Annotated in this window: 14 protein-coding genes, 2 pseudogenes and 2 riboswitches; of the genes and pseudogenes, 7 read left to right on the top strand and 9 right to left on the bottom strand. The window is 62.3% G+C overall.

The window, feature by feature from the left end:
* Positions 1–2: 2 nt before the first annotated feature.
* The gene (locus NM203_RS17880) at positions 3–1,148 is read right to left on the bottom strand and encodes a PD-(D/E)XK nuclease family protein (protein WP_255061399.1); all 1,146 of its coding nucleotides are present in this window, start codon (positions 1,146–1,148) and stop codon (positions 3–5) included.
* A gap of 9 nt (positions 1,149–1,157) precedes the next feature.
* Positions 1,158–3,467, bottom strand: a complete 2,310-nt coding sequence (locus tag NM203_RS17875) for a UvrD-helicase domain-containing protein (RefSeq protein WP_255061398.1) — start codon at positions 3,465–3,467, stop codon at positions 1,158–1,160.
* Positions 3,468–4,590: 1,123 nt separating this feature from the next.
* Here NM203_RS17875 and NM203_RS17870 point away from each other — a divergent pair.
* The 3 genes and pseudogenes from NM203_RS17870 to NM203_RS17865 all read left to right on the top strand — a co-directional run bounded on the left by NM203_RS17870 (position 4,591) and on the right by NM203_RS17865 (position 6,286).
* On the top strand, positions 4,591–5,025 hold the full coding sequence (locus tag NM203_RS17870) for an AAA family ATPase (RefSeq protein WP_255061397.1): 435 nt from the start codon (positions 4,591–4,593) through the stop codon (positions 5,023–5,025).
* Positions 5,026–5,377: 352 nt separating this feature from the next.
* A pseudogene (locus NM203_RS33535) lies at positions 5,378–5,578 on the top strand (AAA family ATPase); the annotation flags it as partial.
* A gap of 30 nt (positions 5,579–5,608) precedes the next feature.
* The gene (locus NM203_RS17865; protein WP_255061396.1) at positions 5,609–6,286 is read left to right on the top strand and encodes an OLD family protein; all 678 of its coding nucleotides are present in this window, start codon (positions 5,609–5,611) and stop codon (positions 6,284–6,286) included.
* Between the two features lie 62 nt (positions 6,287–6,348).
* On the opposite strand, the gene NM203_RS17860 is transcribed toward NM203_RS17865, so the two are convergent.
* The 4 genes from NM203_RS17860 to NM203_RS17845 form a co-directional block, all read right to left on the bottom strand.
* Positions 6,349–10,272, bottom strand: a complete 3,924-nt coding sequence (locus NM203_RS17860; protein WP_255061395.1) for a DUF3427 domain-containing protein — start codon at positions 10,270–10,272, stop codon at positions 6,349–6,351.
* Between the two features lie 75 nt (positions 10,273–10,347).
* On the bottom strand, positions 10,348–12,132 hold the full coding sequence (locus tag NM203_RS17855) for a lipase family protein (protein WP_255061394.1): 1,785 nt from the start codon (positions 12,130–12,132) through the stop codon (positions 10,348–10,350).
* 386 nt (positions 12,133–12,518) lie between these two features.
* Positions 12,519–12,659 carry a DUF1810 family protein gene (locus tag NM203_RS17850; protein WP_255061393.1) on the bottom strand — a complete coding sequence of 47 codons (141 nt, stop codon included), beginning with the start codon at positions 12,657–12,659 and terminating at the stop codon, positions 12,519–12,521.
* Positions 12,660–12,682: 23 nt separating this feature from the next.
* Positions 12,683–15,577, bottom strand: a complete 2,895-nt coding sequence (locus tag NM203_RS17845) for a DEAD/DEAH box helicase (protein ID WP_255061392.1) — start codon at positions 15,575–15,577, stop codon at positions 12,683–12,685.
* A 75-nt stretch (positions 15,578–15,652) separates the two neighbouring features.
* Here NM203_RS17845 and NM203_RS17840 point away from each other — a divergent pair, with 75 nt between their 5' ends.
* Positions 15,653–16,570 carry a metallophosphoesterase family protein gene (locus NM203_RS17840; RefSeq protein ID WP_255061718.1) on the top strand — a complete coding sequence of 306 codons (918 nt, stop codon included), beginning with the start codon at positions 15,653–15,655 and terminating at the stop codon, positions 16,568–16,570.
* A gap of 3 nt (positions 16,571–16,573) precedes the next feature.
* On the top strand, positions 16,574–19,336 hold the full coding sequence (locus NM203_RS17835; RefSeq protein ID WP_255061391.1) for an AAA family ATPase: 2,763 nt from the start codon (positions 16,574–16,576) through the stop codon (positions 19,334–19,336).
* Positions 19,337–19,363: 27 nt separating this feature from the next.
* Here the strand turns inward: NM203_RS17835 and NM203_RS17830 are convergent, their stop codons facing one another.
* The gene (locus tag NM203_RS17830) at positions 19,364–19,951 is read right to left on the bottom strand and encodes a hypothetical protein (protein ID WP_255061390.1); all 588 of its coding nucleotides are present in this window, start codon (positions 19,949–19,951) and stop codon (positions 19,364–19,366) included.
* 32 nt (positions 19,952–19,983) lie between these two features.
* Positions 19,984–20,095, bottom strand: a riboswitch (SAM riboswitch).
* Between the two features lie 67 nt (positions 20,096–20,162).
* Positions 20,163–20,274, top strand: a riboswitch (SAM riboswitch).
* Positions 20,275–20,308: 34 nt separating this feature from the next.
* On the opposite strand from NM203_RS17830, the gene NM203_RS17825 reads away from it, so the two are divergent.
* Both NM203_RS17825 and NM203_RS17820 read left to right on the top strand, forming a co-directional pair.
* Positions 20,309–20,527: a hypothetical protein gene (locus NM203_RS17825; RefSeq protein WP_255061389.1), complete on the top strand. Its 219-nt coding sequence runs from the start codon at positions 20,309–20,311 to the stop codon at positions 20,525–20,527.
* Positions 20,528–20,581: 54 nt separating this feature from the next.
* Positions 20,582–20,989 (top strand): annotated as a pseudogene (locus NM203_RS17820) (DUF1810 domain-containing protein); the annotation flags it as partial.
* Between the two features lie 482 nt (positions 20,990–21,471).
* Here NM203_RS17820 and NM203_RS17815 read toward each other — a convergent pair.
* Both NM203_RS17815 and NM203_RS17810 read right to left on the bottom strand, forming a co-directional pair.
* Positions 21,472–21,816 carry a VOC family protein gene (locus NM203_RS17815; protein ID WP_255061387.1) on the bottom strand — a complete coding sequence of 115 codons (345 nt, stop codon included), beginning with the start codon at positions 21,814–21,816 and terminating at the stop codon, positions 21,472–21,474.
* Positions 21,806–22,222 (bottom strand): hypothetical protein, encoded by a 417-nt coding sequence (locus NM203_RS17810; protein ID WP_255061386.1) that lies wholly within the window; start codon positions 22,220–22,222, stop codon positions 21,806–21,808. The genes NM203_RS17815 and NM203_RS17810 overlap by 11 nt, the downstream gene beginning before the upstream one ends.
* Positions 22,223–22,692 lie beyond the last annotated feature (470 nt).

The following is a 22,692-nucleotide window of genomic DNA, read 5'->3' as shown; positions in this document are numbered from 1 at the left end:
ACTCACGCGCTTTCCGTTGGCAACGAGACCTGAGTACCAGGGTGTGCTGGAGACACGGTCTTCCAGTCGCATGCAACGCATGTGGAGTTGTCGGAAGAATTTGTCGGCCACTCCGTCAGGATGTGTGGCGACTGCCGTTCCCGTGCGTGAGCGATCTCGATGTCCCGAACCACTCCGTCGAACTTCCGGGCGGCGACGCGTTGCGACTCGGGACTGATTGGCACAACGCGGAGCGCTCTGGCGAGTCGGTAGTCGAATGAGAGGTCGGGAGCTACGCCTTGTTGGTCGTTCGCAAGGAACTGGGCGTCGTTGCTTCTTTTCGCGGGACGAACATCCGTCGTTCCCGCGCGGAGTTCCCGCTTGAGGGTATCGATGTCACCCTTCGACGGCCGAAGTTCGTTGAGGTAGATGAGGATTCCCGCAACGACCGGGCGAGCGTCCGCTTGGACGGACCGAAGCTGAGCGTACGTCTGGAGTTGCCATTCGTAGATGTTCCAATAGTCGGGTGCGTTGGTGCGGTCCTTCATCGGCGGCCTGCGCATCCCCTTGTAGTCGACGATGACTTCGAATCGGCTCGGTAGCGATGCCGGCAGAGCCTTCGATACAGCGGCCACGATCTTGTTGTCCTGAAGAGACGGATCGTCGAGTGTCACGTCGGTGATGACGTCGACGATGCCTGCCATCTCGTACCGATCGGACTCTCGTCGCGGAAGCGACTTCGGCCAGTCTTTCTGAAGCATGGGGCGAGTACCGTTCAAGGGGACCTCGGCCTCGCTGATGATCGGAAACAACTCCGGGCCGAGTTTGTGGACAGCGACGCGAGCGCGATCTCGCCCAATTGTCTCTAGGTCTCGATTTCGTGGTCTCAATCCGTTGGCAGCCAGGCGACGCGTGATGAGGTCCATGACCTCCTCGAGTTCCGGCCTTGCGATGATCGTGCCGTCCGCCGACGCTCCGTATCGCCTAAACGCCTCTTCGAGGACTCCGTGGATGAACTGACCGAACCACATTTGAACGGGTCGCGTCGATGGCAGGTGACCGATGCCGTTGTATCTGTACTGCAGGCCACACCGCATGAAGCTGAGCAGGTCTCCGGTCAAACTGTAGGAGGGGATCAAGTACGGCGGCTTTCGAACGCTCAGTTCCATCGCTTTACCTCAGATCTCTACGTATGGCGGATCGGCTGCCCAGGTTGAGGTTCCGTCCCGGCACCAACCCATCGCTACATTGGCGATCGCACCGTCAGGGCGTGCCGCGTTGAGTGCCACGAGAAGGAGGACGTCTCTAGCGCGACTGAACGCGACGAAATATTGGCGATAGAGGTCGTCGAATGCCCGATCGACACCGGAGCGTTGAGGTGCGCCGAGTGGGGTGTACGGGCGGAAGTGGTCCTCCATGGCCTGAGCCGATGTGGGACTGATTGGGAAGCGTTTGAACCGGTGGCCCTGGTGGTTGCTCTTGAACGAGGAACCGACGTCGACGATCGTCAGCGGAAACTCGAGTCCTTTCGCTTGATGAATAGACAAGACGGGCAGGCGGTTCCGTGGAAAGTCCTCGATGAGGTCTTCGTTGACGTCGACCGCGCCCGCGGCGATCGGTCCCAGAAAATGTTGGAGGAGATCGCGGACGCTGTGGTCCGCCATACTCAAACCCTTCGCGTCCGTGTTGCCGTCGGATGATGTCAGGACACGACCGCCGAAGTTACTCACTTGCTCGCAGGCGGATAGCTGTCTCGCAAACGCCTCTAGGTATACCTGGCCCTCCGGGTCATCGCGAAGGTCGGGAAGAAATGCCGAAAGTGAGTACAGCAATTCTAGGGCGGACACGCGCTCCGGCCATTTCCTTGAGCGGTCTCTTGCCTCCCATCCCTTGATGATTTGCCCTGCGTTCTTCTGAAATGTCTTGGCTTCTCGTGTCGCCTGTCGCCAGCACTGGAACGTGGAACGCGTTGGATTAGTAAGGAATACAGCGGTTTCGATCCGCTGATCTGGGTCGAGGCAGGTTAGTAATGCTCCGCCGAGGATCGCCACCACGTCGACATCATGGAGTGCCTGACCGCGCGGGTTGAAGGTCTTGATCCGGTGATCTCGGCTTAACGATGTTCGGAGCAGTCCAGGCAGCGCCGGAGTGCCATTGCGAGTCTCGCGCGGGCTCGAACAGAGCAGGGCGGCATCGCCCACGCTTCCCGCATTTCGGTCGCGCCGAATACGGCCAAATCCGGGGATCGACAACCCCTCGCCGTCAAACACCTCGTTAATGACCCCGGCGAGGTCTTCTGCTAGTTCTTCCGTTGTATCTCGGAACATCGCGAGTACTGGTGGACCCGCGCCCGCTGACATCGGAGTCTTCAACGGCGGCTTACTCTTTGCGCGGACAGTCTGATATTGAGCATCCATTCGCGCATATCGGTCGACGAAGCGAACCACCCGTTCAGAAGACCGGTAATTTGTCTGGAGGAAGATCGGCTTCGCTATCCAGCCTTCGCCGCTGGTGCGTTCCCCGAACCTGCTAAATAGTTCGACGGTCGCGCCACGGAACCGGTAGAGGCTCTGGTCGTCGTCACCGACGACGGTCAACGCGCCGCCGCAGGCCTTCGCAAGTTGGAAGTAGATCTGTTCTTGAACGAGGTTGGTGTCCTGATACTCGTCAACTAAGACGGCGCGAACCCTTTTTAGGAACGTTGAAAGACCACCGGCTTCCAGCCTGGTGAGTGCTTCCTGCTCTACGCGCGGGTAATCCAGCATCATACGTTCACCTAGGTTCGTGGCATACGACCTGACAGCGGACAGCAGCTTGTCGCGCTTGTATTTCTCGTCGATCGAGCGCACACCTGAGTACTTCTTCGTGTCCACGCGGTCATGGATGATGCGGTCTGCAGCGGCGGAAAGAATGTCAGCCTTGGTGCCGACGTTCCAACCGAACCTGGTCGCCCGAGCACCGAGTCTCATCAGCAGTTCGTCGAATCGGTTGCTCTTGTATCGACCGTCTTCGAACAGACCGTTGCGCAGCAGCAGTGTTTTAGCGACGAACTCATCGACGACTACGGGTGGTTGGTTTCCAGGATCCCGGTAGCGCAACAGCATGTCCTGGCAGAGGCTGTCGATCGTGCCAGTCACTACCTGGTTGATGTCAAGCGATGATGCTGCAGCGCGTTTGGCCTTGCTTAACCGCTTGTCGTCGGCCAGTTGACCGGTCATCCGGAACCCCCAGTCCAAGACTCGGGACCTCAACTCGGCGGCAGCCTTGGTGGTGAACGTGGTCGCGACGATCCCGTCGGGCGGCACATCGTCGACGAGCATGAGTTTCAAGATGCGCGCGGCAAGGCATGCAGTTTTTCCGGTGCCCGGGCCTGCGACCACATACAAGGTCGCGTCGGCGGACGCCGCAATCGCGCCGTGCTTTTCCTTGTCGGGAGCGAAACCAAGTGCCTCCTGATGACAACGAAAAAACTCCGTGCGCGTGATCACTTGCGCCGGGCTTCACAGCAACTGATCGGGTTCGACCCAGTGGCGTCAATCTTGCAGGTTGTGATGACATTGCGTTGAGCGTCAGACGGCACCTGGCGGGTCCCCCTTGTAGTACCGGAGTGCGGTCATGTCAAACATTAGAACCTTTGCGGAACAGCGGAGCGTGGTTCGGCAATCCAGACATAATCGAAGTGTGTCCACCTCACCACTGCTCCACGTTGACCGACCCGGAAGTCGCCAGCGCTTGCGCCGTCTTCAGGCATACGTGGAGCGGAACCTCCTAGGAGAAGGGAATTTTCGATGTACCGACCTGCGGGCGTGCCGAGCTTCTCGCGACCGTAGGGCAGGCCACGTTTTCCTTGAGGGGACGATGAGCCACGTGGGGCGGAGTTTCGATCTGACGCGCGGAGACAAACCCTTCCGGATCGTGGTTATCGGCCAGGAAGCGGACGGCCAGAGGGTCACTATGGCGGATCGATACCGCCACGTGCACGATGGATCGGGAATCGACTGCCGATATTATGCCGACGCCACGCACAAAGCGCGAAACCCTCACATGCGCGGTACTACATCGGCGCTGCGGTTACTGTTCGGCCACGGGTTGGGATCGGACTACGAGGGTGAGTGGGTCTACCCTGCGAACGGCAAACCGTTCCATATCTTTGACGGTTTTGCGCTGGTAAATCGCCTGCTATGTTTTGCCGGCCCCGCCAACAGTCGTCAAGGGCGTGCGACGCAGACCATGGTAGGGAACTGCAGTCGACATTTAGCCGCAACGTTGGAGATTCTCGAACCGACAATTCTTGTCATGCAGGGTAAGAGCGTACGCGCCTGGACCGAGTCGGTCATGACGCCTGGTCGCGTCTACTCACCGAATTTGAGCGAAGGCTTTCTAGGAGACCGTCGAGTGCTGGTGTGTTCGTTCTCGCATCCGTCTGCGCGGGGCGAACTTCGGTGGGGAGCCAGTCTTAATGCTTCATATCTAACTGACATCGTCCGACCGACACTGCGATCCGCACTGCGACGAGCTTGATGATCATAATCGGCCTGTCGCGTGCAGATATGTCGGCATCCGGATTAGGGCCACAGGGGATCAACAGCAGCGATGTAGATGGGGAGAGTTTTGAAGCTAACCAAGATTGAAGTAAAGATCTTCCGATCGTTCTTCGATCCAGCGGCCATCTCTATCTCCGAGGGCATGAATGCACTGGTCGGGCCCAACAATAGTGGCAAATCCAATCTGATCAGGGCTCTACGTATGGCGTTGGATCCGAATTACGAGTTCAACCCGTTCGAGGACGTACCCAATCAGCGCCTGTTTGCATATCCTCGGACGACACTGACATTCCAGTGCTCCGGCGATACGGCTAAGGAGCGTACGTTATTAAAATATTTAGATGAGTATGAAAAGTCCGTGTTGGCCGGTAACAGCAATACTTCTGCATCCAAGGGGATTGTGCGGTTAGTGGTGACTTATCGGGGCAACCAGCAGACGATCACCAGGCAGGAATACTTCGCTGCGCGCGGGGGTGGTGATCGACGTGAGACCCGGAATTGAATATCAAAGCGCTTACGCAATTTCGCAAGATTGTCAAGTTTGTTGCAATTGAAAGTGGTCAAAGTCAACAAGAATTGTTGGCAGGCAAGTTTCGAGAGATATTGTCTCAAGTGCTCCAGGAGGAGCTGCGTAGTAAGTTCAGCGACTCTGAGTAAGCAAGACATGCCTATATAGAGACCCTCAAGACTGATCTGCTCGGTCCGATGAGGTCTCGAGTTTTGCAAATAACCGGCAGGCTGTTTCCCGAACTCCGCGATGTCGTACTGGTCCCTGCTGTAGCCGATTTGGGTGAGGCGCTGTCGAACGTGTCGATTTTTGTAAAAGACTCAGTGGAAACCGCTCTCTAAAGAATAAAGGAACTGGTGTTGCGGGAGGAGTTTTGGTAGCCCTTTTGCGCTACTTAACGGACACCACCAAGGAGTCACTTGTGTTCGCACTCGAGGAACCCGAGTCTTTCTTGCATCCCGCGGCGCAAGAACACCTACGCGGAGATTTGGAGGAGTTGACACAGCGAAAAGGGGTCAATCTCTTGGTGACTACTCACTCGCCGTAGATCATCTCACGATCGCCTCGGGCGCAGGTGGTGGCGGTCAAGAAGGATACGGATGGGTTCTCCCACGTAGCCGATACGGCGGCAGGTAACGAGAACCACGCCAAAGCGATTAGTGGATTGTTTAGGGATAACGTGATACCCCATCTATTGGATCGGTACAGCACAATTCCTAGTTCAGCAGGCGCGCTTCTTTTGGTTGAAGGTGAATCAGATGAAAGATTTCTGGAACTTGCGATGGCAGGGTTGGGCTACGACGAGAAACTGAGAGACCTACACGTCATTCACAGCACAGGTGTTGATTCGCTTGTGGCTCAAGCCGTCTTGTTAGGCGTGGAAGCCAGTCAACCTGTGTGGGCCCTTTTTGATTCGGACGAGAACGGCCGCAAGGGGCGCGATGTGTTGAAAAGATTCAACTTCGAGAATGACGATATACTGGAGTACGGAAAGTTTGTTTCTGGCTCGTACACGCAGGATGCTGAGGCTGAGTGGTTGTTTGCGTCATCATTGATGCAACGCTTTGTAGATGACCTCGGTGAGGAGATAGTGCTTAAGTCGAAGGCGTTCAAGTTCAAGGACTGGCGCTACGATTTCACGCCGATCGGAAAAGAGCATTTTCCGCTGTGGTTGGAAAAGCATGCGAAAGCAAAGGACTACGCCGGTTGGACGCCTGTGTTGGAGGCCCTATCCAACAAACTGTCTACGGCGTAGTCGGTCAGACTGGAATGATTCAGATTTGATAATGAGAGCGTCTCCCGTCCCGAAATTGCCGCTCACTCTTTGAATTTGACTCCCAGCCTCGACTCGAGTTCGCCCGACAGCGGCGTCATCAGCCGAAACGTCACCAGCATCGGGCGAGAGCCCTTGTGGCTGAGCGGCGCTACTCTGCCGAGGTAGGAGAACGGATGCGTGCTCTTCTGGCGCATCCACAGCTCGATCGGCTTACCCGTCTCCAATGACTCCAGGATCTCCCGGCCCTTCTTGCCGTCGGCAGCCGTGGACGCCTGCGAACTCCATTCGAAGACATCGCGAGCCTCGAACCGCCCGAGGTACTGGCTCCGGTCGGCTCTCGGCTCCAGCGTGACCAGCAGGACGGCGTACTCGTCGAGCGACACGTGACCCTGCTGCCAATTGCCAGGGTTGTGCACTAGCCCGTACAGCGGTGGGACTTGAGTCGACTTGCACTGCTCGCCGATCCGATCCTGCAGCGGATTGACTTCGGCCTGGTCGAGCTTCGCCATGAGCCGTGCGATCGGCTGCACGCCGGAAAGGGCAACCGCGCTCCGATCCATCACCTTCAGAAACCCCGCGCCGGGATCGTCCGCGCCGCCAACGAGCACGGTCTCACCGATCAGTTCCGGCGTCGCGTCGCCGCTGAGCCACTCGAAAAGCAGCGGATCGCCGCGACGAATCCGTTGACCCGATTCGTCGGTTGAGTCGTGAGTCGCGAAACACACGAAGTGCTTCGCAGGACTTAAGTCTCGGCCCGATGATCGACGAATCGGGATCTCCGTCGAAGCGTGCCCATGCCACGACTGCTGTGCCCCTGGACGGAATGCCACGTCGTAGTTCGAGAACAGCGGCACCTGATCAACCGCGCCGTCTCCCGATTCCGAGTCGGCAGCCGGGCGAAGGAGCAGTGTGCCGTCGACACGCTCGAACTCGACTGCGTCATGCGTGTGCGAATGGCCCGCGGTGCGTCCGAACCAGTCGCGAAGGAGTTCGGGCAGCGCGTTGTCGGTCGAACCCTCGCGGCTACCGAACGCAACGACGCCCCTGTCGAAGGACAACTCGTAACCGATGCCATCGGCGACAACGTCCACACGGCCGGTCGGCAAGTCCGTGTGTACGCGCCTGTCCAGTCGGACCACCGGCTCGCCATCGGCATGGGCCAATCGACACCGCCACAACTGCGTGGTCGACTTCTCCTTGTTCAGAACGTAATTCGCGAGCCGGTAGTCGATGATCTCGGCGACCATCGATTCGAACACCTCGGCTGATTCGTCATCAACATCGAACGTCGGCTCGATTCGATCGCCGCTGATCCGAAATAGCGCGTTCGGTCGGGGCGCGCTGTCGCCGGTACCGGTTAGGTGGGAGATCGGCCACTTCCGCCAGTACGTCGCCCACTTGTTGGCCGGTGCGTCGGCAAGGTGAGGGAACTCCTTGACGGGAACGTCACGTGCCAGACGAGGATCGGCCAAGAGGAACTCGCGCGAGGTTTCGGCGTTGCGGGTGATGTCCACCCCTGTTCGCAACGCATCGTCGTGAATCAACGATCGGACCGTGACCAGCTTGTAGCTCTTGGTGACGCTCTCCGTCTGGAAGCCGCGGAGAACCTCGCCGTAACGGTCGAATGCGGCTGCCTCGCGTCGGCCGAGCAGATCGACTGCCCTGAGGAATCCGAACCAGCTTCCGTACTTCGCCGTAACCGCCGATGGGTCGTGCCCGGCGCGGAACGCCTGCGCCGCGGTTGGGCGGAGGCCTTCATCTTCGAAATGCGACCGGCAGTACTCCTCGATCGCATCCCGTGCGGTGCTTCTCGTCAACTCTCGAAGCATGTCGACGACGCCGAGTTCGTAGTCGATGGAACACCCTGGCGGTAGGTCGAACTCCTTATTGGTCATCGCTGTGAAAACCTGGAGCATCGTTGGCGTCTCCCCGCGGGCCAAGCTCAGCAATGTGCGGGGCTTCATGAGGAACGAGCGGTGATTGCCGATGAAGTCGATGACCGTCAGCCCGTCCTTACCCTCGCGGGTCCGCAGGCCACGACCCAGCTGCTGAAGGAAGATGATCGACGACTCGGTGGGCCGCAACATCAAGACGGTGTCGATGTCCGGGACGTCGAGTCCCTCGTTGAACAGGTCGACGGTGAAGATCACGTCCAGATCGCCCGCGCGCAACTCGTCGAGAGATTCATGGCGTGGCGCGCTACTCGGTCCGCTATGCACGGATACGGCTCGCACGCCGCGCTCACGAAAGAACTCGGCGGTGAAGTCGGCGTGATGCATCGACGCGCAGAACGCCAACGTCCTCGATCCTCGGCGTGACAACCATTCGTCGTAGGAAGCCTGGGCGCGTTCCTGCGTTGCAACGGCGGCTTCCAAGGCTGCCGGATCGAATCTGCCACCGCGCCAGGGGATCGGCTCGAAGTCGACCGGATCGGCAACGCCCCAGTAGTGGAACGGCACCAACTCCTGCCGCCGGATGCCCTCGACGAGGTCGCACTGGTACACGAGGTTGTCGGCGCACAGCGCGAGCAGGTCGGCGCCGTCCATGCGGTCGGGTGTGGCGGTGAGACCGAGCAGGAAGCGTGGCGTGAAGTGGTCCAGCACCTTGCGGTAGGACGTGGCGGCCGCGTGATGGAATTCGTCGACGACGATGTAGTCGAAGGCGTCGGGCGCGAAGACGCCGAGGTGGCGCGACAACGTCTGGACCGACGCGAAGACGATGTCGGCATCGGGACGCTTCTCCTCGCCGTAGTACAGCCCCAGTGTCGCCGTCGGCATGACCAGGCGGAACACGTCGCGGCTCTGCTTCAAGATCTCCTCGCGGTGGGCGACGAACAGCACGCGGTGGAACTCGGGTCGCGCGACGTCGAAGGCAGCGAGCCAGGTCTTGCCCAATCCGGTTGCCATGGTGACCATTCCGGCGCGGAAGTCATCGTTCCTCGTCTGAACGAGTGCATCGAGCGCCTCGCGCTGGATCGGTCGTGGCTCCGGCGGCAGCGCGGGTTGCTCGATGACCTCGACCACTGCGGGGACGTGCGGCGGTGCGGGTTGGTAGGCGGCGATGAGAGCATCGGTCAGCGGCAGGCTGCGTCGGTCGAGCCAGAGCACGAGGAAGCGGTCCTTCACCTCGCCGATCGAGCCGACGAGCAGGTTCCACTCGATCCCGCCGGCGAGTCCCGATCCGCTGAGGTTGCTGCTACCGACGAACGCCGCCTCTGCCCCGCCACGCGAGGAGTAGAACAGGTAGGCCTTCGGGTGGAAGCTGACTTCCGGGTCGTGGAACACCCGGACACCCAGCTTGTCGGGGTAGTCGGCCTCGAGGTCGTGCAGACGCGCGAGCGCTGCCGGTTCGGTCAAGCCGAGGTAGTCGGTGGTGAGTATCCGCACCTGAGCGCCGCGTTCGAGCGCGTCCAGCAGTGCCCCGTCGATCTGGGTGAGGCCGCTTTGCTTGATGAAGCTGACTACGATGTCGATGTGGTCGAACTCGACTGTGCGGAGGTGCTGCACCAACTCGGGGAGCAGCATTCGCACTTGGCCGTCGACGAGAATTGGTGCGCTCGAGGCGATATCCGTTCCCGCCGATGGCGCGAGGTAGTTACCCCGCTCGGGGATCACGTGCCGGACGCCGCCACGCGGTTCGGTCACGTCGCCGATGTAGCGAGGTATGACGTGAATGTGTAGATGGTCGATGGTCTGCCCGGCGGCTTGTCCGGCGTTGAAGCCGACGTTGAAGCCACCGGGTTGATGCACGCCGAGGATCGCGGTACGGACGTCGTCGACGAGTGCGAGCAGGTCGGCTCGTTCGTCGGGTGTTGCCTCCCACCAGTCGCTGATCTGTCGGCGAGTGATCACCAGCGCGTGGCCTGGGCTGACGGGGTAGGCGTCCCAGATCGCGAAAGCCGATCGGTTGGCCGCGATCCATTCGCTGCGCGGCACGTCGAAGAACGGCGATTCGGGTGGGAGCATTCAGGACCTTTCGTTGCGCGGTTTGCCTAGCCGCCCGCCGACATGAGGAGATTTGGTCGAGGCTGGCTCGCTCGATCAGGCTTCAACGGCCTTCTTCTCTCCGTCGGTGATCTCCTTGGGCGACAGACCCTTCTCAATCATGAAGCGCAGCAATGCCGCGACCGCTACCTGAGCAGCGGTGAGGTGGACAATCTTGGCCGACTTCGGATCATCGAAGGCCTTGAGTCGGTTGATCACCGCTGAGATCTGGCCCTCGAAGTCTGTCAGCTGATACCACAGCGAGGGATCGAACGGCAGGTCCAACTTCTTGCGCGCGTACTCGGTCGAGACGCGGATGATCAACTTCTGCAGGTTCGGAACAGCCCCGGCTTCACCGCCTCCTCCGGCCACAGCGGCGGCAGTCGTCGCCGCGCCCGCACCCGCGAGTCCGCCCAGCATGGCCAACCCGCCGACCATCCCGCCCGGACCGAATGCGGCCAAGCCCCCGGTGATCGCGGCGGCACCGAATGCGCCAGCCGGCGCCGCTACTGCAAGGCCCACCGGACCTGCCGCGAGCAACGCGAGTCCGGCTGCGGCGGTGAGCACTTGACCCCACGGTACGCCACCCCCACCTTTTAACCGACCACTGACTTCCCTGATCGCCTCCACGACTGCGACGCCCCTGCTTCGGGTGAAGCCCATAGACACCGCGATATCACCCACCGCCAGCATCTGAGCCTCGGCCGCGTCGATCTCATAGGGCGCAACACAATTGGTCATCGCCAACACGACGAGCTCACCGACGGCTTCGTGAATCTCCCATCGGTGGGGAAGTTCAGGCACCTTGCCGTTCATCATGTCGTGCATCTCAGGCGACAACAGCTGGCCCGACGCAGCCGACTGACGGAGTTCGTCGGCGAGTTCGTCGCGCTGTATTCGCAGCGCTGCGCGGAACCGGCCGGCCTTGTCGGCATCCTTGATGTTGCGTGCGACGGCGCGAGCGAAGTGCTGCAGCAGCAGCATGGAGGCTTCTGGATCGCTCATCCTCACGGCGACTCCAGCGCCAGCCGGGACGAGGTCCTTAGGGGGATATAGCGAGTGCGCTATCAACGAGGCGACTGCGGGATCACCCAGGTACAGGTCGGCATCGTGACCTGCCACGCTGGTGAGCTCGAAATCCTGGGCGCCGGGGAAGGTGCGGGACAGCCCGCGTCCCCCAGTGACGATGTCGCGGACGCTGATGAAGTTGGACCAGTCGTCGACTCGCCCGTACGGGAACTTCTTGAGGAGTCGCTCACTGCCGTCGTGCAGCGCCCGGATGTTCGCCGGACTGCCGATCGTGATGAATCTGCGAATGTGGAGATCGGTCGACAGGTGGTCGAGCAGATCGATTGCCACTACCGAGCCGAGGCTGTGGCCGATCAACATAATCTCGCCGTGGTTGGGCAGGTGGTCGAGGATGTCGGTCATTACGGCCGCGCGTACCTTCTCCTCACGGACGTACCGTCGCACCTGGTCAAGATCCATTAGCGATAGGCGGTTGTAGACCTGTTGTGGCACGGTCGCCCAGATCAATTCCGGGATCATGTTGAATCCATATGCCCGCACCCCGTCTTTCAGGCGCAGTCGCCTGTAGACGCGAGCCTGCCTGCGCTCGAATTCTCGCCGGGAAACGTGCTCGTCCTTCGGACGGTAGGTGATCGGTGGCAGCTTCGCACCGTCATGCTCGTCGGACTTCAGGATTCTGCTGTACTTCGGCGCGATGACCTGGTCGCGCTCGATGATCGGGTGTCCCGCCTGCTCCAGTCCGCGGTTCAGCCCGTCGAGCCATGTGTAGTCGGGGTCGCCGTCGCCGATACCGTGCAGAAAAACGACCTTCACCACTGCCCCCTAATTTCATGCCTCGGTAGTACCAGCACGTGAGTATGACCGCCGGTTCCGACATGTAGCGCCTCATACCTATCAAAGCGACTTGGTTGCTGTGACCAGAATCGTGATGTCCTTCGTCCGGTTTCGGATGGCCAGTCGGTGCCAGCGTCTAGCCGCCCAACCGTCGCGCCATTGCATTCACCGATGTGTCGATGGGTAGCGGTCAATTCGTCTGACATGTCGACAATTGACACCTCGGCGAGGGGGTGGTGCCGACTTGAGGACCTTCGTAATCGTCCCGACGTTGTGCGGAGGTCGCTGTCGTCGTCCCCGAAGGCGTGCCGAAGCCTTCAGCGCTGGGGGATTTTGCTCCTGGCTCAATCCGCCGTTATCACCGACTACTGCGTCTTGAGGATCTTGATCGTTTCCAGATCGCGCCTAGCGCCGTAGAACTTGCGCAGGACCGCGACGAAATCCTTCTTGTCGTCGGCGACTGCGGCGAACAGTTTCACTGACAACTTCAGCTTCTCTGTATCCACGTCGCCCTTCAATGTGGGCTCGCTTAGGGGTGACTGTTACTCCAGATCCGATAGCTGTCACCCATATTCGCCGCCGCCTGCTTCTCCGACCGCCGTCGTTCCGTCTCGCCGGACGCCGCCGCCGACCAGAACGTGATCTCGTCACTTCCCGTCGTTAAGTCCCAACCCTGACCGGGCATGGCTGCAACCGGATCCAACCCCACCGCCGTCAACTCAGCACGCAGTCCCTCGCGCGCGGCACGCCACTCAGCTGCGCCTGCCGCGTCGGCCGCGCCCCGCACATACGCCACCGCGGCGACCTCACCCCCGTTCGCGGTGGTGACTGCCACCGCCGCTTCAGCGGCCGCCACCTCACCCGGCGTCGGCGCTCCCGCACCGTCAAGGCTGGTGAAGAGGTCTGCACTCACCTTCAACCGATCACCGCTGCCGTCCACGGCGTACTTATCGAAGGCCGACGGGTTCCCGTCGACGACGTCGATCGTGCTGACGAGCACATAGTCCTTATCGGATCGGTTGTCGCACAGCACGATCCCCCGCTTGAGCGACGACCCGAGATCGTGGTCGATAGCCTCGGCCAGCGCCGACACCAGTGGGTGCCCCGGCGCCAGCAACTCCGGCGGGTCGGCGCTGAAGATCCGGCTCTCCGCATGCTCGAAGGCCGCTCTGTCGTAGCGGGCCATCAGCGACGAGCCGAATAAGTCGCGAAGCCTCGTCGGCACGTATGAAACCCGCCAGGTGTCAACCCATTCCGCGATCTCGACATGGAGGAGCGGCGCCGCGCGCAACACGAACTCGCGGGACACATCCGGCTGAAAGCTCATCGCCTTCGCGATCTCCATCTCACGACGTAGCACAGCGAGTTCCTCGGGGGTGAGCGTGCTCACCGATGCCGCGCGTTTCTCGACCGCGGACTTCAGGCGAGAAGTCACCGTGTCGAGCTCGGATTCGATGTCGCCGGAGGCTACCTCCCCGTTGACGGCCCGAGTCAGGAGCTGGCTGAGGCTCATGTCCGTCAGCACTTCACCGAGGACGTCGAACACCTGATCACCGAGAGCCTCACGCTGCACCTCGAGTTTCTCGAGCAGCGTGCGGAACACATCACCTTCCCGCGTGTCGGACGCCACCAGATTCCAGAGGTGGCAGACGTGCCGCTGGCCGATCCGGTGGATACGACCGAACCGCTGCTCGAGCCGATTGGGGTTCCATGGAACGTCGTAATTGACCATCAGATGCGCCACCTGAAGATTGACACCCTCACCAGCCGCATCCGTCGCGATCAGCACGGAGCTGCTCGGCTCGTCGATAAACCGTACCTGCGACTCGCGGCGGTCCGGCCACGACATGGCGCCGTGGATCACCCGGACGTCGACGGACTTCGGAAGGAGTTCGGCGAGACGGTCCTCCAGGTAGTCGAGTGTGTCGCGATTCTCCGAGAAGATGATGATCTTGCGGCGTTGTCCCTCGTCGTCGTACATGGCGTCGGTGGTGAGCAACTCGGCGAGCGCCTCCCACTTCGCATCGACGCTGGCGGCGTGGACCGCATCGGCCTTCTTGACGAGACGGTCGAGTACCAGGATCTCCGTCTCGAGTTCCGCCAGCGTCCGCGCGTTGGTGGCGACGTTGACGACCTCGTCCTGATAGGTCTCCGCCCGCGTGCTGGTCATGTCATCGGGATCTTCTGAGGCGATCCCGAGCGTGGCTGCCAGCTTGGCGGCGAGGTCGTCCTCAGCTCCCTGCGCCTGGTCGGCCTGCGCGCGTAGCCGGTCGCGCCGACGGGTGAGTGACCGCAGAATCGCCCGCGGGGAGGACGCCAATCGTCGCTGCAGAACGACCAGCGCGAAGCCCACGCTGCGTTTGGTGTCGTCGTCGGCGACCTTGTTCATCTCCTCGCGGACATACTCGCTGACGTCCTCGTAGAGGTCGTGCTCCTTCGGGCTGAGCTTGTACGGCACCGTGCTCGCGCGGCGCTCCGGGAACAGCGGCGAGCCGTCCAGGTGGACGAGCTGTTCCTTGACGAGTCGGCGCATCAGTCCGTCGTTCGCCGGGTCGTCGACGGCGGGCTGATCGGCCGATCGCAGGAGGGTGAGGAACGCCCGGTAGTCGGCGTCCTTGCCGTTGTGCGGAGTGGCCGTCATGAGCAATGTGCTGGGGACGGCGTCCCGGATCGCTTCGGCGAGGAGGAATCGCTTGGTCTTTTTGTCGCCCCACGCGTTCACCGAGAGTTTATGGGCTTCGTCGAAGATCGCGAGGTCGTAGTCGCCGTCGACCGCCAGCGCGGTGAGGTCCTTACTCCGGCTGAACTGGTCGAGGCGGGCGATCAGGAAGGGGAACTCGACCAGCGACTGAGCCGGCGGATCACCCAGGAGCGCTCTGTCGAAGATCTCGAAATGGAGCGCGAACTTCTCCTTCAACTCGTTCTGCCACTGCTCGACGAGACTGCCGGGTACCACGATCAGACACCGTCGGGCCCATCCCCGCGCGAGTGCCTCCTTGATGAAAAGGCCTGCCATGATGGTCTTTCCGGCGCCGGGGTCGTCGGCGAGAAGAAATCGCTTTGGGTGTCCGGTGAGCATGCAGTCGTAGACGGCCTGCACCTGGTGCGGCAGCGCCTCGACATTGGACGACGATACGGCGAGCAGCGGGTTGATCAGTGCGGCGTTCCGCAGGCGAAGCGCTTCGATGGCGAGCCAGAACTGATCGGGGTTGGCGTCGAGCGTGGGGCCGCCACCGCTGACCGCTTGGGCATCGTTCAACGCCTCAGTGGAGAACAGGCGCTGTTCGTCGATGCCGTACTCGTCGCGGAACTTCACGAATGCGCCGGAGCCGGTCTGCGTGATCTCGATGATCTCCACGACCGTATCGGCGACCAATCCCTCGACCTTGGCTCCCGCCGTGAGGTGAGCGAAACCGTCCGTCATCGCGGTCTCCAATCTTCCGAGATGGCTCTCCGCATGATAGACAGCAAACGGGAGGGTTTTCGGGCCGTGGACGTCATGATTGTGCGAGGAGTGCGCCTCGATCACGCGTGGACCGACCTCGGCGCCTCGTTCGGTACCGCGTTGCGCACGTGGTCCCGGCAGGCCCTGGCACTCGTCGTCCAGCAGGCTAACGACCGAGGCGTGCGCGTCCTGCTGATTGCCGGCGATCTCTTCGATCGCTCGTACGCGTCGCGCGCCACGGTCGACTACGCGTCGCAGATCCTCGGAACGTTCAGCGGCGACGTCGTCATCGTCCCCGGCCGGTCCGACTGGATCGACGACACCAGCCTTTACAACACCCATGCCTGGGCGGCGAACACGTCCATCTGCGCGTCCCCGGAATACGAACCGTGTAGAGCCGCGGCGTCGGTGTGGGCGAGTGCGTGGACGTCGCCGGGCGGGGCCGCTCCGCGGGTCCCGGCCGCGGGGGAGCCTCGGGTCCTCATTCGCGCGGGAACGGACGACGGTGCACTCGGCGTGCCCGATCTGGTTCACGACCCCCGCGAACCAGGTGGGTGCGTCGTGCTGATCGACAGCGCGGAACCGCAGAAGCCTGCCGAACGCATCGACCTGCCCGATCAACCCGGATCGCTGGTGGACGTCGACGTCACGGATGCGGCGACCACCGAAGAACTCGACGCTGCACTCGAGGCCGGACTGACGGGTGGCCCTTTGCTGTTACGCCTGCGCGGCACCTTGGCACCCGCCGTGCTGTTGCCGGGTTTCGGAGGGCCGGATCGCAATCTCCCGTCGGAGGTGGTGCTTGACCTCGACGGCCTCAGCTTCGCGATGCCGACTGTCGACCCAACGGATCGCAGTGCCCGCGCGGAGTTTCTCCACGCGATGGCGTACGCCAACACGCCCGAGCTGCAACGTCATCAGACCATCGCGCTCGGGCTTGCCGCACTCGACGCCTCCGCTCAGGGGGCCTGAGACGTGCGCATCACCAGGGTGGTCGGGGCCGCGTTCGGGCCCCTGCGCGCCGAGAGTCTGGACTTCGCAGAGGGACTCAACGTCGTCCATGGAATCAACGAGGCGGGCAAGTCCAGTTGGTTCAATGCCACCTACGCAGCTCTCGCAGGCCGCCGGAAGTACAAGGGCAAGGGCTCTTCTGCCGAGACCGAGTACAAGAACCGGCACAAGCCGTGGTCTGGCTCCAAATGGGCCGTCGACCTCGCCATTACGCTCGACGACGGCCGCGTGCTGGCGATTGAACAGGATTTGGCCAAGAGTGAATGGCGGATCGTCGATGCGTCGACAGGTCAGGCGGTGTCCGATGCAGACTTGCTCACGGATAACAGCCTCGACGCCACTCGACTACTGGGCCTGAACCGTCACTCGGCGCGAGCGACCATCTTCACCGGGCAGGCCGACATCCTCCGTGTGCTCGAGGACGCGTACGCGCTGCAAGACCTGCTGGCGAAAGCGGCTGCGACTGGAACGGCCGATGCCACCGCCGACGCGGCGGTGAATCGGCTCGACGACTGGCGCAAGGAATGGGTGGGCGTTCCACATGGGGTCAAGCCGCTCGGGACCGCACTGAAGGCTTTGGATACCTCGGAAAGGTTCGCGGGGACGCGACGGGACGCTTTCGGAGACCTTCTCGAAGCGATCGGTAACCGTAAGAGGCTCGCCGCCGCTCTGGTCGATGCACGTGCGAAAGTCGCGCTGGCCGAACGCTTCACCAAATGGAAGAGCGTGCACGACTTGCGCGGCCGGGTGGATAAGGCCGCCGAGCTATCGGCAGCGCTCGCTGAGACCAACGAGTCGGACCTGACGGTCGACGGAGAGAAGCTGTCGGCCGCGACCAACGTTCTCGCCGTGTACGACGGTGGAACCGATGTGGCACCGCTCGCTGATGGACCGACGGCGGCCGACCTGCAGGCCGAGATCGATGCGCTGCCCTCGGCTCCCGACGGGGACCTGATACCGCGCGTGGAGGTCGTGGAGGCGCATAGCGAGCTCGTTAAAGCGCAGACCGCTCTGGACACCCACATGCAGACGGCGCCGTCCGCGGTCGCACCGCCGTCGACCACCCTGGCCGCAGACGAGTTGCGCACTCTCGCCGATGTTCTTGCGTCGACGCCTCCCGAGGTGGACGCTGTCGCCGTCGCGGAGTTCGAGCAGGCACGCGACGTACGGGTGGCGCGAATCGCGACGCTGCATGACGAGGTCGAGCAGAAGGACATCGCCTACCGGGAGGCCAAAGCCGCGTACGACGCGGCCGCGCTCGGCGGAGCGCAGGCGTCCGAACTCGCGGTGCTCCACAGCGCTGAGCGGTCGGCCGCTGACGAGCTCATTGCTGTCACCCTCGAGCAGTCCGATTTCCTCCTCGCAGCGCTCGGGGCGCAGGAGGCGCAAGCTGACGTCATGGCGCAAGAGGTTGCGCTACGCCGACATCGAGAACTGGTCGATGCTGCCCGGCAGAGGGTGCTCGCCGAAGCCCTCGACCCGAACCCGGACGCTCTTAAAGGGGTCGCCCGCGAGATCGATGACGCCCGTGCCGCCCAGACGCAGATGGCGCAGCACATGGAGCGCGCCGCCGAGTTCCGTCTTTCGCGCGAGAACCATGCCAGAGTCCTCGGCCGTCTGCTCGGCCACGCCGCTCATGCAGAGGTCACGGACGATCATGTGGTGGCGACACTTCGAGGCTTTGCCGACTACGTCGAGGCCTGCACCGAGCGCACTGAGATCGCACAGCAGGCCGCCCGCCGCCCAGATCTGATGGCCGCCCACACGCAGCGGCAGCAGCTCGAAGCGAGCCACCGCGAGGCACTCGCTGCGCGAGAGGGCCAGAGGCGCGGTGTTATTGAAGTCGCAGCAGCTCTCGGTCTCAACGTCGAGCCGGATGTGGTTACCGACGAGCTGCGCCAGTGGGTGGTGGAACAGGAATCGAAGCTGGAGGCGTCGGCCGCGCGGAAGACCGACGTCGCCCTGCTCGCGCAGTTGCTCGGCGGGCGGGAATTCGCCGATCTGACGGCCGAGCTCCAGGCGCTTACGGCGAGCGCCGGACCTGAGCCGACTGAACCGATGCCGCCCGATCTCAACGCGTTTGCCGAGCAAGCGAAGGTTCGGCTGGATAAGTTGAAAGACGGGGACGGGCAGCTCAAAGGCCAGATCTCGACACTCGAGAACGACCTCGGGTCGGTCGCAGAGGCTGTGGAAGCCGAGGCCGATGCAACGCAAGAGGTTGCCAGGGTGAAGCTGCTGGCTTCTTGTCTAGACGCGGCGACCGCCGAGCTCGAGGCCGCGAAGGAGCGGGCCAACGCCTCTATCGCGCCGGCACTGGCGGCGCGGATGAAGCCCTGGCTTCCGCGGGTGACCAACGGTCGCTATCGCGAGGCGGTAGTGGATCCCAGTGATCTCAAGATCGAGGTGACCGAGGCTACCGGCCAAGTGCGCCAGGCGCATCGGCTCTCGTTGGGCACCACGGAGCAGATCTACCTACTGCTGCGGGTCACACTTTCGCAAGTGCTCTCCGGCGGCGACGAGACCGCTCCGCTAATCTTCGACGACGTCACCACCCAGTCCGACGGCGCGCGCACGGTCGCTATCTTGGAATTACTCCACGAGCTCAGCACTGAACACCAGGTCATCCTCTTCACTCAGGAGGATGAGGTTGTCGAGTGGGCGCAGGAGAACGTAGATCCGGACCGAGACAAGATCATCGCGCTGGCAGCGCCTTCAACAGGTAGGTAGTTTCCGGCGCCGCCCTCGATCCGCGAATCAGCGGCCTAGCAGTCGGTCGAACGCGTCGCGGGATGCTTGCCTACCCGGCGGCCAGTCCCGCTGCCACGTGGTGAGCGGGATGTCGGCGAGCGGGTCGTACCTGCTCGCCAGCCGTCGATACTCGCGAACTCGCCAGGCGCGGATGTCGCTGTCGCCCTTCCTGAACTCGTCGAGATGCTCGAGTGCTGCGACCCGTTGCTCGGGGCCCAACCCGCCGCGCACCCCGATGCCGTTCATAACACTGTGTCGACCCAATTCGAACGGCTTGAAACCCCAGCGCTTTCCGATGTCATCGTTAATGGCGCGGCAGTCGGTGCACGCCGTCCACGCCCAGCGTGACGGCCCGCCGGCGTTGCCGCGAAGGCAGATGGTGCAGAGGTCAACCATGCGGGAGACGTCCGCGCCCTCCCACTTCACTGGCAGTTCCTCGTCGCGGCAGGACTGCCATCGGATCGGCAGGTTCGGGTACGCGCGGCTCGGCTGCTGAATCGGTCCACGGATGCCCCCACAGGCGATGTGCACCGAGAGTTCGGTGATGCGTTCTCGCACTGCGGTATCGAGTGAGCTCGGGTCATCGTCGGTCATAGTGCAGCCTTCTGGCGGCGCCGCGATCGGACGCCCACCTCTTGCACGCGAGGCGTGCCCGCTCTTCCCCTGGGGCACCGTGCGGTGGTGGCGCGGTTGCCGGGACGGCGGGCCAGGTAACCGAACTGCCGTCCGCTCGAGAGCTGCCGTCAGCGTAGGCACGCATACCGACACGGGAATGAAGTCGGCGCGCCCGCCGTTGATCCAATCGCTTCACGAGTTGCCATCGACAAGCTCCGACTTGATGGCACGCCAACCCCACGCTCGAGGGTGGCTCGGATGACGAAGCGGCCGACATCGACCGGTGTCGGCAAGAGCGCCTCCGGGGGTGGAGGCCGGCCGTGATGGGGGCGGGCGATGACGCAGAACAAATGGCAGATGCTGAAGCCGGGTGACTACGCGATGACGACGTGGGACGGTGACGCGCGACTGACCTACCGTGCGAAACACGCCGAGTCGGGATGGGTACTTTCCCGGAAGGTGGCAGGTGCCCGCGAGACGCTCGAGCTGGCTGTCCGGCCGACCTTGCAGGAACTGATCGACATCGCGAGAATCGATGCAGCACAGGGGTTGTAGGTGGTGGCTTCTAAGTTGTGGACAGAACGATTGGTCCTAGGGCACGGTGTAGAGATGGACGATCCGTTCGACCTCGAGCGCTTCGTCGTCGCGCAGGATCGCGACGGTGTCTACGACCAGGCAGTCAAGGAACTGCGCGCTGGACGGAAGCGGACGCACTGGATGTGGTACGTGTTTCCGCAGTTGCAGGGGCTGGGTTATACCGACACTGCTCGGTTCTTCGGTATTGGATCCGCAGAGGAAGCAAAGGCGTGTCTGGAGCATGAGGTGCTCGGTCCTCGTCTGCGCCGGTGTGCGCAACTGGTCGCGAGGTCGAGTGCGGCGACGCCGATCTTGATGGGACGGGACGTGGTGAAACTCAAGTCGTCAATGACACTTTTTGCCGCCGTCACCGAAGACAACGAGGACTTTCTCGCAGTGCTGCGCAACCATTTTCATGGCGGCAAGGATCTGAAGACGCTTCAGATCCTGAAAGCAGAGCGGGCAAAGTCGAAGGCTGAGGATGTGGTTCCGAAGCCGGCCCGTCGACAATGGGTCCGTTGGCGGCGACAGTAGACCGCTGGTGTATGCCGCCTGAGCGTAGGCTCAACGACCGTATGGCATTATTCCCGCTCATGACCAGACAGTTTCAAGTCGAAGACGTAGCGCGAGGACGGGTTGTCGCCACCGGTGTGATCGATTCGACGACGTTGTCACCTGGACTGGAACCGAGCCCAGCGTGAGCGAGGAAGCCGCCGACCTGGCTCGGGAGATTCAGCAGCACATCGCCGCCGGCTACAGCGGTGGTCAGTTGCGACGCCCCCCTTGAGTGGTTCGAGCTCTAGACCTCGCTGTCATGCGGGCGCTTGCTGCCCGACGGATGCGAGGGCCGACTGCCGGGATGCCTGCCACTGGTCGCGGATCTCGGCGTGATCGTCATACCGCGGAAGTATCGATCGCGCATGTCACGGCCCGCTGCGAACGATCTCGGAGAAGTGCACCCGGTTTCCGTCGGGGTCCTGAGTCGTCAGGCGTCGCGGGCCGGGGGTCTCGAAGTCGGCGCCGATCTCCGTGAGTGCGCTTACTAGGATGCCGATGTCGGTGACGCGGAATCCCAACTGCACACTGCTGACCGGTTTCACCACTGCGGGATACAGCTGCAGCGCGGTCACGCCGATACCGCCGTCGACGTGGAAGCGCATACCGTCTTCGCGGTCGAACAGCGGAATCCCTGCAGCCCGATAGAATGCGGCCGAGCGTCTGACGTCGGCGACGTAGAGCGTCACCTCCAAGAAGGATTCAGTCGACATCGCGCTCGATCCTCCTGAAGTCTTTGATGTCTGGATCCCATTTTACAATCGGAGCGCGAGACGGATCGAAGTGCGGCTGTAGGTCGCCCCACGGGTCGAGTCCGCAAGCGCCGTAGAACCATTCGTAGCAGAAGGTCGGGTCATCCCGCTTTACGTGGTCGGCTACCTTGCGAGCGATGGCGGCGATCCGCTCGCGGCTCGCTGCGCCGCATTCGGCGTCATTCAGACGAGCGTGAATGATCGCAGCGATCTCGCTGTGGAATCCGATATCTCGCGCACCGCAGCTCGCCACGTCGGCGATCGTGGCACAGGGGTCCGACACCCGCGGCTCTGAGCCCCCATGATCGCGGCATCTGCCATCGCTGACGTCGTTGATGACTCGGATCGTGTTCAGATCGTTGTGCATCTTGTTCGCGGAGGTGCGGCGGAGTGCAGCCGCTCGCCAGATCACCCCGGTTTGTCGGGTGATGCGGCTAATGTCAAGTCATGGGTAGGGGCGAGAGCCGGGGATCGGCCGACAGGCGATTGACCACGCAGTACTGCGTGGGCTGCAAGTCGCGAAAGTCGATGAGGAGCTTCGATATCGGGCGAGGACTGTGTGCGGAGTGCAAAGCCGCACACAGTCAAGTATCCCCGGCGGCTGTGAAAGAAACGCCGCCGCGGCCGAACGGGCCGACGTCGTGGAAGTGCCCGAACTGTCTGCGACGAGTCGAAGTCGACAGGGCTCGCGTCGCGCTCGTCCGCCACCAGAACAGCCGGGGTGAACGCTGCGTCGGCTCCGGGTTCCAGGTTCCCCAGCGGAGTTCTGATGCGCTGGACTATCGAGTGGGAGGAAGCTTCGAAGGGGGCCGCCGTTAGCGGTGAGTGCGGCATCGG

Source organism: Mycolicibacterium arenosum (assembly GCF_024320865.1).
Classification (GTDB): domain Bacteria; phylum Actinomycetota; class Actinomycetes; order Mycobacteriales; family Mycobacteriaceae; genus Mycobacterium; species Mycobacterium arenosum.
Note: the sequence above shows the minus strand (reverse complement) of the source record. Positions and strands in the feature narration are given on the sequence as shown.

What these genes read in the sequence shown, in the direction of transcription:
- NM203_RS17880 (WP_255061399.1), bottom strand. Translation starts at nt 1,148, where the DNA reads ATGGAACTGAGCGTTCGAAAGCCGCCGTACTTGATCCCCTCCTACAGT.
- NM203_RS17860 (WP_255061395.1), bottom strand. Translation starts at nt 10,272, where the DNA reads ATGCTCCCACCCGAATCGCCGTTCTTCGACGTGCCGCGCAGCGAATGG.
- NM203_RS17845 (WP_255061392.1), bottom strand. Translation starts at nt 15,577, where the DNA reads ATGACGGACGGTTTCGCTCACCTCACGGCGGGAGCCAAGGTCGAGGGA.
- NM203_RS17840 (WP_255061718.1), top strand. Translation starts at nt 15,653, where the DNA reads ATGATTGTGCGAGGAGTGCGCCTCGATCACGCGTGGACCGACCTCGGC.
- NM203_RS17830 (WP_255061390.1), bottom strand. Translation starts at nt 19,951, where the DNA reads ATGACCGACGATGACCCGAGCTCACTCGATACCGCAGTGCGAGAACGC.
- NM203_RS17825 (WP_255061389.1), top strand. Translation starts at nt 20,309, where the DNA reads ATGACGCAGAACAAATGGCAGATGCTGAAGCCGGGTGACTACGCGATG.
- NM203_RS17815 (WP_255061387.1), bottom strand. Translation starts at nt 21,816, where the DNA reads ATGTCGACTGAATCCTTCTTGGAGGTGACGCTCTACGTCGCCGACGTC.
- NM203_RS17810 (WP_255061386.1), bottom strand. Translation starts at nt 22,222, where the DNA reads ATGCACAACGATCTGAACACGATCCGAGTCATCAACGACGTCAGCGAT.